Here is a 12,049-nt window from a genome sequence, read left to right on the forward strand (position 1 = left end):
GTGCCCGGTAGGTGCCCGGTCCGGGGAGCGCCACCCCACCACAACTCCATGATCGATGTGGGGCTGCCCCGGCACGGGTGGCGCGGCTGTGCACCCGGCGTGCCGGGTGCGTCTGGTCAGCGCCGGCGCCGAGTCCGTCCTGGGCTGCCGGCCCCACCGGCCCGCTCGGCGCGCCACCAGCGGTGGATGAGCACCGCGCTGGCGATCAGGCCGAGTCCGGCCGGGGCGGCGGCGAACCAGTTGACCTCGCCGGGCGAGGTGACCGCGGCGCCGACGGCGGCGTATCCGAAGGCGGTCGGCGCGGAGGCGACAACGCTGCCGACGAGGAACGGCAGCACCCGCGCCCCGGTGGTGCCGTAGCCGTAGCTGACCAGGCCGAAGCCGGCGATTGGCAGCAGTCGTACGGTAACGACGCCGAGCACGTTCTGCCGGGTGAACCAGCCGTCCAGCCGGGCGAGGCGACCGCGAATTCGGTCGGCGACGAACGCCCGACCGAGGAACCGACCGACCGTGAAGCCGATGGCGGCTGCCAGCAGTGCCGCGCCGAGCGCGTAGGCGGCCCCCTCCACGGCGCCGAAGAGGGCACCGGCAGCCAGGGTGATGAAGGTGCGGGGGACCAGCGCAACGAGCAGGAGTGCCCCGCCGCCGATCGCGGTGACTGGGGCGTACCCGCCCAACTGGTCGGCCAGGTGGGGCAGGGCGGTCGGGTCCGGGCGGGGAATCACGAGCAGCGCCACCCCGAACCCGGCGAGCAGGAGCAGTAGCAGGCCGAATCGGCTGGCCACCGGGTCCTGCCCCCGCCACCCGCGGGGCGGGGGCAGGACCCGGCGGCCGAGGTGGTGGGGGGTGCCCGGAGCGCGGCGGCCGTCGTGGGTCATGGTCGGGCGGCAGTGGCCACTGCGGCGTGGCGTTCGGCGCGGAGCCGGTCCGACCAGGTGTCGTCCAGCGGGGGGAGCTGGTTGACGCCGACTGCCCAGCGCAGCAGCAGGTCGGCCAGGGCTGGGTTGCGGGCCAGGGCTGGTCCGTGCGAGTAGGTGCCGAGCAGCTTTCCCCGCCAGGCCCCTTCGGTCCGGGTGTCGTTACCGATTCCGGCGGTCACCTGGGCCAGCGGTGACACCCCTGGGCCCAGGCGGGTACGTCCACCGTGGTTCTCGAAACCGGACAGCGGCGGGAGACCCAGCCGTGGGTCGATGTTGCCGGCCAGTTCGCCGATGGCGCGGGAGGGGCCCCGGTCGGAGGAGAGGTCCAGCAGCTCCAGGCCGGCGTATTTGGTGCCCTTGGCGAAGAAGGAGGAGCCGAGGATCTGGTAGCCGGCGCAGACACCGAAGACCACCGAGCCCTGCGCGACGGCGCGGTGTAGGCCCCCGTCGGCGATGAGCCGCTGCGCGCCGAGCGCCTGGGGGCCGTCCTCGCCGCCGCCGACCAGGTAGATGTCGGCGGTGGCGGGCAGCGGTTGGTCGGAGCGGACCTCCAGCACCTCGACCGGGTAGCCGCGCCGCTGGGCGCGGCTGGCCAGGATGAGTGCGTTGCCCCGGTCACCGTAGGTGGAGAGCAGATCCGGGTAGACCCAGACGATGCGCAGGCTGTCAGAGAACACGGTCCAACTCCGCTCGGATGTCCTGGAACGCGGTGTAGTTCGCGATGACCTCCAGTCGGCCTGGCGGGACCAACTGGATCGCCTCGGTGAAGGAGCGTACGTGCCGGAACGGCACGTTGTTCACGTCGAGTCGGACGGCCAGGTCGAACGCTCGGTCGCCGGTGATGAGCACCTGCCGACCCCGCAGGGGGCTGAAGTCGACGTCAAAGAGCCAGGAGGTGTCCAGCCCGTCCGGATCGCGGGCGTTGATGGACAGCAGTGTCGGCGCCTCGTCGGCCATGTCGAACGCCTCCAGCCAGCTGGCCGGGTTCTTCGCCAGCAGCAGGCGGATCAGCCGCCCGTCTCGCTCGACCTGGGCGTACCGGCCGGCGATCGAGGTGACTGAGCCGAGCTGGAGCACGGCGTCAACCGGTCGTACGCCGAACTCGGCCGCGACGGCGAGGGCGGTGGCGGCGTTGCCGAGATTGACCGTGCCCGGGAGTTGGAGCTGGACTTTGTGCCAGGCGCCGGTCGGGTCGATCACGCCGTCGTCCTCGACGGACCACTGCGGCTGTGGCCGGCGCAGCGGGCAGCCGGTGCACCACCACTGGTTGTCCTGCCGGGCGATGGTCGAGCCGCACTCGGGGCAGACCCAGGAGTCGTCGTGCCAACGTTGGCCAGCGCTGAACCAGACGACCTGGGGCGGGGTGATGCGCTGGTCGTGATTGGTCGGCGGGGTGGCGGCCCAGACCACCATCGGGTCGTCTGCGTTGGCGATGACCCGCAGCTCGGGGTGGCGGATCAGCGCCGCCCGCCAGAGCTGCGCCATCATGGCGACCTCCCGGGCCCGGTCCAATTGGTCGCGGGAGAGGTTGAGGAGCGCCACCACGTGGGCGTCCGTGGCGTCCAGCACCTGCGCGAGGTAGTGCTCGTCCACCTCGAGTACCGCGTACGGGGTGCTGCCGGCCTTGGCGAGCGCCGAGGTGTGCCCGGTGGGCATGTTCGCGCCGAACGAGTTGGTGGCGACCTTGCCGAGCACGCCGACCGCGGCGGTGGCGAGTCGGGTGGTCGTGGTCTTGCCGTTCGTGCCGGAGACCAGGGCGATGGCGCGGCCCGCGGCGAGGTGCGCGAGGAGCTCCGGGTCGATCTTGAGGCCGATCCAACCACCGATGACCGAGCCGTCCCCGCGGCCCGCGGCCCGCGACAGGGCCGCGGCGGTCCGCGACACAGAGCTGGCCACCTTCGCCCGTAGGGGCATTCTCGCGTCCGTCACGCGAGCGAGGTTACTCCACCCGCGGACTCTCCAGATCGCTGCTGGGGCGGAACGCTTCGGCTCGTTGCCCGGTGCCGTTGGGTGGATCGGGGTGGGGAGTGGGTCCGATCTATGTCGGACGGTGGGCCTTCCCGGGGGCGGTGCCGCCCTCCACTCCGCTCCACCCGCTTTGACGTGCGGTTTTGGCGGGGCGGTAGCCGCGCCACGCGGGCGATTCTGGTTGCGGGTGGAGGGAAGTGGAGTAGAGTGGGGCCCGATGGTGCGGCCGGGAGGGCCCACCGGCCCGGGGGTCAGCGGCGCCGCGAACGCCGCTTGAAGGGCGAGGGGGTTTGGGCCGTGTTCCTCGGCACCCACACTCCACGCCTGGACGACAAGGGCCGGCTGATCCTTCCGGCGAAGTTCCGGGATGAGCTGGCGGGGGGTGTCGTGATCACCAAAGGGCAGGAGCGTTGCCTCTATGTCTTCCCGACGCCAGAGTTCCAGCGCATCGCGGATCAGCTACGCGCGCAGCCGATGACGCACAAGGCGGCCCGGGCCTACAGTCGGGTCTTCTTCGCCAGCGCGCACGACGAGGTCCCCGACAAGCAGGGTCGGGTGACCATCCCGGGTCACCTGCGGGAGTACGCCGCACTCGACCGGGATCTGGTGGTGATCGGTGCGCACACCCGGGTGGAGATCTGGGACCGGGTCGCCTGGGAGAGCTACCTCGCCGAGAGCGAAGACGAATTCGCTGACATCGAGGAGGGGGTGCTGCCCGGTCTGTAGGCGCGACGGCGCCTGGCGTACCGCGAGATCTCCAGCCGCTTTTCGAGTTCCTGGCATCCCTTCCCCGGTGCCAGGCGCACGATCCGATCGGGGGCCGTTGCCGGAAGGTGGGCGGGAGCGGATGGGGATCTGGTGGTACGACGGCGGGGGCACCGTCCGACGACAGGCACGGCACGACAGACGGGACGGAACCAGTGGGGGGCGACATGGGGGAGCTACGCGGTGCGCACGTGCCGGTGCTGCTTGAGCGCTGTCTCGAGCTGCTGTCTCCCGCGCTGGACCGGACGGGTCAGACGGTCTACGTCGATGCCACGCTGGGGTTGGGCGGGCACGCCGAGGCGATACTGACGGCGCATCCGCGAACCATGCTGGTGGGGCTGGACCGGGACACCGAGGCGCTGGCGCACGCACGTGTGCGACTGGCCCGCTTCGCGGACCGGGTCCACCTGGAGCACGCCGTCTACGACGAGTTGCCCGAGGTGCTCGATCGGCTCGGCCATCCCGCGGTGGACGGGATCCTCTTTGACCTCGGGGTCTCCTCGTTGCAGCTTGACGCGCCCGACCGCGGGTTCGCCTACGCGCAGGACGCCCCGTTGGACATGCGGATGGACCAGAGCCGGGGAGTGACCGCCGAGGAGGTGGTCAATTCCTATTCGCATCCGGAGCTGGCCCGGGTGCTGCGGGTCTACGGCGAGGAGAAGTTCGCGCCGCGGATCGCGTCCGCGATCATTCGGGAGCGGGACCGGGCCCCGATCACCTCGTCGGCGCGGTTGGCTGAGTTGGTCCGGCAGGCAATCCCCGCGCCGGCGCGGCGCACCGGTGGTCATCCGGCAAAGCGGACCTTTCAGGCGCTACGGATTGAAGTGAACCGAGAGTTGGCGGCGTTGGAGACGGCGCTGCCGGCGGCGCTCGACCGGCTCACGATCGAGGGCCGGATGGTGGTCCTGTCCTACCACTCGTTGGAGGACCGGCTCACCAAGGTGGCGCTCGCGGACCGGGTTCGCAGCAAGGGTCCGATCGACCTTCCGGTCGAACTGCCCGGGACCGGCCCGACCTTCCGGCTCCTTAGCCGAGGGGCGGAGCTGCCCGGCGAGGCGGAGGTCGCGGCGAACCCACGGGCCGCCTCGGTGCGGCTGCGGGCCGCCGAACGGCTCGACCCGACCCTGCAGCAGCGCCAGCGTACCGACCGCGAACGGTACCGGCGGCGGGTCCGAGCGATGCACCAACCGGGGACGGGTCCGGCCGTGCGACGGCCGGCCTCGGGGGATGACGGGACAGGGACGGATGACGAGGGGGAGGGACATGACGATTGACAAGCGCGACCGCCGGAACGGGGCCGGTGGCGGGCAGCGCACACCGCGGGCGGGGGGCCGGACCGCGGCGGAGCGGGCCACGCGCGCCGGCACCCAGACGCTGCCGGCGGGGCGGCCGGGGGCGACCCGCGCGGGGGGTACGCGTGCGTTCCCGACCCAGGGCACCGCGGCGCTGCGCCCGAGCGCGCGGACCAGCACCCGAACGACTCGGCTGCGGGTGGCGCCACCGGCTCCGGTATCGGTGCCGCGCGCACCGTTTGCCACGTTGGTCGTCGTCCTGGTGGTCGGCGGGGTGCTCGGCATCCTGTTGGTCAACACCAAGATCAATGAGAACGCGATTCGGCTGTCTCAACTCCAGCGGGAGCAGACCACCCTCAACCTGAAGCAGCAGCAGCTGAACCAACAGATCACCGAGGCGAAGGCGCCGGGCAATCTGCTCGAAGCCGCGCGCAAGCTTGGTCTTGTCGAGCTCGAGCCGGGTTACATCCAGCTTCCCGACGGCGGCGCGGCCATCGATGTGCCGCAGCCGGGCAGCGGGCTAGCGTCGGGGGCCGGTCAGCCGGGTAGCGGGGGGTAGCTGTGCCGCCGAGATCGGAGGAGCCGCGCCGGGACGCCAAGGGGTCCCGGCGCGGCCCGTCCCGCGCCGACAGTTCAGCCGATCCCCGCCCGGCAGAGTCGGGTGGTGGCATCTCTGGTGCCCGGGCCTACACCCCCCGCGGTCGCAGCATCGGCGAGCAGCGGCTGGGGGACGCCCGCGCAGGTCGCGCGGAGCCCCGTCGGACACCGCGAGGAGATCACAGTCGCTCCGGTGACCCGTTCCGTCCGGCACTCCAGGTGCTCAGCGGTGGGCGGGGCGGTGCTGCCCGGCGGGCGAACCCGCCGCGTCGCACCTCCGTGGTGCGCACCGTGCCTCGGCGCCCACCGGCGGAGGAACCACCGCCGCGGCGACGCCCGCCGCGCCCAACCTCAGCTCGGCCGACGCGACGCCGCCGGCTGAGGCCACCCCGTCTGGCCGACCCCGGCCGTCGGCTGCGGCTCGGCACCGCGCTGGTGCTGACCCTGTTCACCGTCATCGGTATTCGGCTCGTCGTGCTGCAGGTCGTGGAGAATCCGGACTACGCCGGTGCCGGAGTCGAGGATCGACTGACAACTGTGACTCTGCCGGCGCCTCGTGGCTCGATCTACGACCGGGACGGCGAGGTGCTGGCGCACAGTGTCGAGGCTCGGTATGTCTTCGCCGACCCGACCCTGATCGACGACCCGGTGACCACCGCGCAGGCGCTCTCCGAACCGCTCGGTATCCCGGCGGCGGAGCTCGCCGAGAAGATGCGCAAGCGCAAGACCAACGGCGACGAACTGGAGTTCGTGTACCTCAAACGGGGGGTGAACGTTGACCTGGCCGAGCAGATCGAGGACCTTGAGCTGGCTGGTGTCGGCGTCGAGCGAGATGAGCGACGGGAGGTCCCCGGTGGGGATCTGGCCGCCAACCTGATCGGCTTCACCAGCCCGGATATGGTCGGCCTGGAAGGGCTCGAGGCCGGCTATGACGAGGTGCTCGCCGGCAAGGACGGTCTGGAACGGTATGAGGTGGGGTGGCGGGGCGCGCAGATCCCCGGCGGCTTCAGCGAGACGACCGCGGCGAAACCGGGCAGCTCGGTGTGCCTCACTCTCGACCGGGACCTGCAATACGTGGTGCAGGCCAAGCTGGCCGAGGCGATGGCGGCGGTCAACGGCTCGACCGCAACCGCGGTCATCCTGGAGGTAGGCACCAGCGAGGTTCTCGCCCAGGCCTCCTACCCGACCTACGACGTCGCGGACTGGCAGGAGAGCGACCCGGCCGACCGGGACGACGTGGCGACCGGCTTCGTGGTCGAACCGGGGTCGGTGCACAAGGCGATCACGTTCGGCGCCGCCCTCCAGGAGGGCGTCATCACCCCGGACACCACCCTGCCCGTCCCCAACACCGTCCGCCTCGGTGACACCACGTTCGCCGACACCACCAGGGCGAACGGTAAACGGATGAGCTTGGCGGGGATGATGGCGTACTCGTCCAATGTCGGCACCATCGCCATCGCCGACCAGCTCGGTCCGGACCGGCTCATCGACTACCAGAAGCGCTTCGGGCTCGGTGAGCCGACCGGTGTCGGGTTACTCGGGGAGGCGAGCGGTGCGCTGCTCCCCGCCGACCAGTGGAGTGCTTCGTCGTACGGGTCGGTGCCGATCGGGCACAGCGTGGACGTCACCGCGATCCAGATGGCTGCCGCGTACGCGACCATCGCCAACGACGGCACGTACGTGGCGCCGCGGCTGGTGAAGGAGATCGTCGGGCCACAGGGAGAGCGGACCACGCCGGAGGCGCCGACGACCCGGGAGGTGTTGACCCCGGAGACCGCCGCCGAGCTGCGTACCATCATGGAGGCGGTGACCACCGTCGACGGCGCGACCGGTCGGGCCGCGGCAGTCTCCGGCTACCGGGTGGCCGGGAAGTCCGGCACCGGCACTCGGCGGGTAGACGGGCAGAAGCAGCCCGGTGAGGTGGCGGCGTTTATCGGGATGGCCCCGGTGGAGAAGCCCCGATATGTGATCGCTGTCTTCGCCCACACTCCCGGGGGCGGTGGCGGCGACATCGCCGCGCCGGTGTTCGCCGACATGATGCGGTTCACCTTGCAGCACTATCGGGTGCCGCAGTCGCCGGTCCCACCGCCCAACTTTGACGTCTTTCCCCGCTGACCAGCGTAGACGGGACATCATCGGTGCGTGCCGACGAACCACCGGGGCGGCTGTGCGGCCGGAACCGGACGACCGGGTAGGGTCTGACGCCGTGTCCGGCAATCCTCGCCCTCGTAGCGTGACCGGAATCCGGCTCGGTAGCCTCGCCGCTCGGCTCGCCGCCGAGTCCCGCGCGGACGCCGTTGACCTCCGGTCCCCGCCAGCGGAACCGACGGTCACCGGGGTGACGCACGCCAGCCAGGAGGTCCGCCCCGGCGACCTGTACGCGGCCCTGCCGGGTGCCCGGCGGCATGGTGCCGAATTCGTTCCGGCCGCGGCCCAGGCTGGTGCGGTGGCTGTGCTCACCGACCCGGATGGCGCGGCCGCGACCGCGGAAGCCGGTCTGCCCATGCTGGTGGTGCCAGACCCGCGGGCCGTGCTGGGGGACCTGGCCAGTGTGGTGTACGGCGACCCGACCGCCGGGTTGACGGTGATCGGGGTGACCGGAACCGCGGGCAAGACCTCCACGGCGTACCTGGTCGAGTCAGGGCTGCGGGCGGCCGGGCACACCACCGGTCTGATCGGCACGGTGGAGACCCGCCTCGGCGATCTGGCGATCGACAGTGTCCGGACCACGCCCGAGGCGACCGACCTGCACGCCATGCTCGCCGCTGCCCGAGAGCGCGGCGTCACCGCCGTGGTCATGGAGGTGTCCAGCCACGCCCTGGCCATGGGGCGGGTCGGCGGCGTCCGGTTCACCGTCGGCGGCTACACCAACTTCGGCTCCGACCACCTCGATTTCCACGCCGACTCCGCGGACTACTTCGCCGCCAAGGCGAAGCTCTTCGACGGCCGTTGCGAGGTGGAGGTGCTCAACCACGACGACCCGGCGCTGATTCCGCTGCGTCGACCCGCCACCGTGACCTACTCCGCGGCCGGCGACCGCTCCGCCACCTGGTGGGCCGACGAGGTCGGTGGCGAGGGGTACGCGCAGCGCTTCACCCTGCACGGCCCGGACGGGCTGATCCTGCCCGCCGGGGTGGCCCTGCCCGGACGGCACAACGTCGCCAACGCGCTGCTCGCCGTCGCCGTGCTGGTGGCGGCCGGGGTGGCGCCGCGGGCCGCTGTTGCTGGGGTGGCTGACTGCGGCGGCGTCCCCGGTCGGCTGGAGTTGGTGCCGTCCCCCGGCCCGGTGCGCGGCGTCGTCGACTACGCGCACAAGACCGATGCGATCGTCGCCGCGCTGGCCGCCCTGCGGGAGTTCAGCACCGGCCGGCTGATCTGCCTACTCGGCGCCGGCGGCGACCGGGACCGGGGCAAGCGGCCCCTGATGGGCGTCGCCGCCGCCCAGGGAGCAGATGTGGTGCTGGTGACCGACGACAACCCGCGGACCGAGGATCCCGCCGAGATCCGGGCCGAGGTGCTCGCCGGCGTGCGTCGGGCCGACACCGAGGTGCAGGTCCTGGAGGTGCCCGGTCGGCGTGCGGCGATCGCGGCGGCGGTCGAGCTCGCTGCGCCGGGGGACGTGGTGGCGCTGTTGGGCAAGGGGCACGAGCAGGGGCAGGAGGTTGGCGGGCAGATGCATCCCTTCGACGACCGCACTGAGCTGGCCGCCGCGCTGCGGGCCCGCTTCGGCGACCAGGTGGGGCAGCCGTGATCCGGCTGAGCCTGGCCGAGGTGGCGGCAGCGGTCGACGGCCGGTTGGCCGCCGCTGACCCGAGCGTCGCGGTCACCGGCTCGGTCGAGTTCGACTCCCGCAAGGTCGGCCCGGGCGGGCTCTTCGTCGCCTTCCCCGGGGAACGGGTGGATGGGCACGATTACGCCGAAGGGGCGATCCGGGCGGGTGCGGTGGCGGTGCTCGGCACCCGGGTGCTGCCCGGCGTGCCGATGGTGCTGGTAGCCGATGCCCAGCTGGCGCTGGGGCGACTGGCCCGCGCGGTGGTGGACCGGTTGCCCGAGCTGACCGTCGTCGGTCTCACCGGCTCCTCGGGCAAGACCAGCACCAAGGATCTGATCGCTGCCCTCACCGCTCGACTCGGGCCGACGGTCGCCCCGCCCGGCTCGTTCAACAACGAGCTGGGGCATCCCTATACGGCGCTCCAGGCCGACCCGGGCACCCGTTACCTCGTGCTGGAGAAGGGGGCCCGCGGGGTGGGGCACGTCAGCTACCTCTGCGAGGTGGTACCGCCGCAGATCTCCGTGGTGCTCAACGTGGGGGTGGCCCACATCGGTGAGTTCGGTTCCCGAGAGACCATCGCCCTGGCGAAGGGGGAACTGGTGGCGGCGCTGCCGGCGGAGGGGCTGGCCGTGCTCAACGCCGACGATGACCTCGTCGCCGCGATGGCGACGCGAACCCGGGCGCGGGTGGTCCGCTTCGGCGAGGCGGCCGATGCGGACGTACGCGCCGTTGACGTGCTGCTCGACGAGCGGGGCCGGCCGTCGTTCACGCTGGTGACACCGGAGGGGCGCGCGCCGGTGCGGCTCGGGCTGACCGGCCGGCACCAGGTGTCCAACTCGCTCGCCGCCGCCGCGGTGGCCCGGGAACTGGGAATGCCGGTGACCGAGCTGGCGACCGCCCTGGGTGAGCTCGGGCTGGTCTCGAGTCGTCGGATGGACGTCTTCGAGCGGGTGGACGGGGTCACCGTCATCGACGACTCGTACAACGCCAACCCCGCCTCGATGGCCGCCGCCCTGCGGGCGCTGGCCGGGTTCCGACAGCGGCGCACCATCGCGGTGCTCGGCTACATGGCCGAACTGGGGCCGTACGAGCAGGACGGGCATGTCGAGGTCGGTCGACTCGCCGCCGACCTCGGGGTGGACCGCCTGCTCGTGGTGGGCGAGGCGGCGGCCCCAATCCATCAGGGCGCAACATCGGTACGTGACTGGGAAGGAGAATCGGTGCAGCTCACCGATCAGGCGGGCGCCGTCGAGGTGCTGCGGGGAGACCTGCGGCCCGGTGACGTCGTCCTGGTGAAGGGCTCGCGGTACCGCACCTGGGAGGTGGCGGACGCGCTGCGCGCCGACGCCGTGACCGATCGGGGCGCGGGAGCGGACGGTGGCCTGGCATGAGGGCAGTCATCGTCGCGGTCGGGGTGGCCTTCCTGGTCTCGCTGTTCTGCACCCCGATTGCGATCAAGGTCTTCACCCGGTTGAAGGCCGGCCAGCCCATTCGGGCCGAGGGGCCGGTGATGCACCAGGGCAAGAAGGGCACGCCGACGATGGGCGGGGTGGTCTTCATCCTGGCCACCGTCATCGCGTACGTCGCCGGTCACTTGGCCCTGACCACGCTGCCGGACGCGCAGATCGCTCAGGTCGAACCGACCATCACGGCGCTGGTGCTGCTGGGGCTGATGGTGTTCTCCGGCGCGGTGGGTTTCATTGACGACTTCCTGAAGGTCCGCAAGCGGCACAGTGGCGGCCTCAACAAGCGCGGCAAGCTGCTCGGTCAGATCCTGGTCGGGGCGGTGTTCGGGGTGATCGCGCTCTACTTCCCGAGCACCATGACCGACTCTCAGGGCACGTTGACCAACACCGAGACGGTCGGCAGCACGACGTTGAGCTTCATCCGGGACATCCCCGCGCTGGAGCTCACCAAGGTCGGCGCGGTCATTCTCTTCATCTTCGTGGTGATGGCAGCCACCAACGGCGTCAACCTCACCGACGGTCTGGACGGTCTGGCCACCGGCGCCTCGGTGATGGTGCTCGCGGCGTACGCGTTGATCGCCTTCTGGCAGTACCGGCACTGGTGCGCCGACCCGAACTACACCCAGGAGTACTGCTACGCGGTTCGGGACCCGCTGGAGATCGCGTTGATCGCTGGCGCGGCAGCCGGCGCCTGCGTCGGGTTCCTCTGGTGGAACACCTCGCCGGCCCGGATCTTCATGGGCGACACCGGGGCGCTGGGCCTGGGTGGTCTGATCGCCGGAATGGCGATGTCGACCCGGACGATCCTGCTGCTGCCGATCATCGGCGGGCTCTTCGTCATCATCACGATGTCCGTGGTGATTCAGATCATCTCCTTCCGGACCATCGGCAAGCGGGTCTTCCGGATGTCACCGTTGCAGCACCACTTCGAGCTCGCCGGCTGGAGCGAGGTCAACATCGTGGTGCGGTTCTGGATCATCGCCGGCATCGGGGTGGCGATCGCCCTGGGCCTGTTCTACAGCGAGTTCCTCGCCCGCGTCGGTTGACCGGACCGAATTTCTCGACACGCCGAGGAGACGGTTGCGGGGACCACCCCTCCTCCACCCGCGATGATGGGCGGGTGGGGGAGGGACCAGATATCGAGGACAGCCCGGGGGCGGAGCGGCGTCGGCCGTCGGGGGGTACGCGTACCGCCGAGGTTCCTCGGGTGGCGCGGCCACCCGAGGAACCTCCTGACGCTCCGCCCCTGCGCGGACTGAGCGGTGCCGG

10 protein-coding genes are annotated in these 12,049 nt (G+C 71.5%); 7 read left to right on the forward strand and 3 right to left on the reverse strand.

Going from position 1 to position 12,049, the window contains the following annotated elements:
* Positions 1 to 116: 116 nt before the first annotated feature.
* Genes K228_RS0107605 through K228_RS0107615 form a run of 3 tightly spaced genes read right to left on the reverse strand, consistent with a single transcriptional unit; the run spans position 117 to position 2,834 of the window.
* Complete coding sequence (locus K228_RS0107605) at positions 117 to 878, reverse strand: TVP38/TMEM64 family protein (protein WP_025617889.1); 762 nt, start codon at positions 876 to 878, stop codon at positions 117 to 119.
* Positions 875 to 1,597, reverse strand: coding sequence for a type 1 glutamine amidotransferase (locus K228_RS0107610; protein ID WP_025617890.1), 723 nt, complete (start codon positions 1,595 to 1,597; stop codon positions 875 to 877). The genes K228_RS0107605 and K228_RS0107610 overlap by 4 nt, the downstream gene beginning before the upstream one ends.
* Complete coding sequence (locus tag K228_RS0107615) at positions 1,587 to 2,834, reverse strand: MurT ligase domain-containing protein (RefSeq protein ID WP_025617891.1); 1,248 nt, start codon at positions 2,832 to 2,834, stop codon at positions 1,587 to 1,589. Before K228_RS0107615 ends, K228_RS0107610 begins: the two co-directional genes overlap by 11 nt.
* 351 nt (positions 2,835 to 3,185) lie before the next feature.
* Between K228_RS0107615 and mraZ the strand changes: the two genes are divergently transcribed.
* The 7 genes from mraZ to mraY all read left to right on the forward strand — a co-directional run bounded on the left by mraZ (position 3,186) and on the right by mraY (position 11,826).
* Positions 3,186 to 3,614: a division/cell wall cluster transcriptional repressor MraZ gene (gene mraZ, locus K228_RS0107620; RefSeq protein WP_018721518.1), complete on the forward strand. Its 429-nt coding sequence runs from the start codon at positions 3,186 to 3,188 to the stop codon at positions 3,612 to 3,614.
* 206 nt (positions 3,615 to 3,820) lie between these two features.
* A complete protein-coding gene (rsmH, locus tag K228_RS0107625) occupies positions 3,821 to 4,927 on the forward strand; it encodes a 16S rRNA (cytosine(1402)-N(4))-methyltransferase RsmH (protein WP_029723406.1) in 1,107 nt (368 codons plus the stop codon).
* Positions 4,917 to 5,504 (forward strand): cell division protein FtsL, encoded by a 588-nt coding sequence (gene ftsL, locus K228_RS0107630; RefSeq protein WP_025617893.1) that lies wholly within the window; start codon positions 4,917 to 4,919, stop codon positions 5,502 to 5,504. The genes rsmH and ftsL overlap by 11 nt, the downstream gene beginning before the upstream one ends.
* A gap of 2 nt (positions 5,505 to 5,506) precedes the next feature.
* Positions 5,507 to 7,657, forward strand: coding sequence for a peptidoglycan D,D-transpeptidase FtsI family protein (locus K228_RS0107635; RefSeq protein ID WP_025617894.1), 2,151 nt, complete (start codon positions 5,507 to 5,509; stop codon positions 7,655 to 7,657).
* A 52-nt stretch (positions 7,658 to 7,709) separates the two neighbouring features.
* Positions 7,710 to 9,293, forward strand: a complete 1,584-nt coding sequence (locus K228_RS0107640; protein ID WP_025617895.1) for a UDP-N-acetylmuramoyl-L-alanyl-D-glutamate--2,6-diaminopimelate ligase — start codon at positions 7,710 to 7,712, stop codon at positions 9,291 to 9,293.
* Positions 9,290 to 10,705 (forward strand): UDP-N-acetylmuramoyl-tripeptide--D-alanyl-D-alanine ligase, encoded by a 1,416-nt coding sequence (locus K228_RS0107645; RefSeq protein ID WP_025617896.1) that lies wholly within the window; start codon positions 9,290 to 9,292, stop codon positions 10,703 to 10,705. Before K228_RS0107640 ends, K228_RS0107645 begins: the two co-directional genes overlap by 4 nt.
* On the forward strand, positions 10,702 to 11,826 hold the full coding sequence (gene mraY, locus K228_RS0107650; RefSeq protein ID WP_025617897.1) for a phospho-N-acetylmuramoyl-pentapeptide-transferase: 1,125 nt from the start codon (positions 10,702 to 10,704) through the stop codon (positions 11,824 to 11,826). The genes K228_RS0107645 and mraY overlap by 4 nt, the downstream gene beginning before the upstream one ends.
* Positions 11,827 to 12,049 lie beyond the last annotated feature (223 nt).

This window comes from Salinispora cortesiana, from assembly GCF_000484695.1.
GTDB lineage: Bacteria > Actinomycetota > Actinomycetes > Mycobacteriales > Micromonosporaceae > Micromonospora > Micromonospora cortesiana.

Bases quoted from the DNA above. Each gene is read 5' to 3' on its own strand.
- ftsL (WP_025617893.1), top strand. From the start codon at position 4,917: ATGACGATTGACAAGCGCGACCGCCGGAACGGGGCCGGTGGCGGGCAG.
- rsmH (WP_029723406.1), top strand. From the start codon at position 3,821: ATGGGGGAGCTACGCGGTGCGCACGTGCCGGTGCTGCTTGAGCGCTGT.
- K228_RS0107605 (WP_025617889.1), bottom strand. From the start codon at position 878: ATGACCCACGACGGCCGCCGCGCTCCGGGCACCCCCCACCACCTCGGC.
- K228_RS0107615 (WP_025617891.1), bottom strand. From the start codon at position 2,834: ATGCCCCTACGGGCGAAGGTGGCCAGCTCTGTGTCGCGGACCGCCGCG.
- mraY (WP_025617897.1), top strand. From the start codon at position 10,702: ATGAGGGCAGTCATCGTCGCGGTCGGGGTGGCCTTCCTGGTCTCGCTG.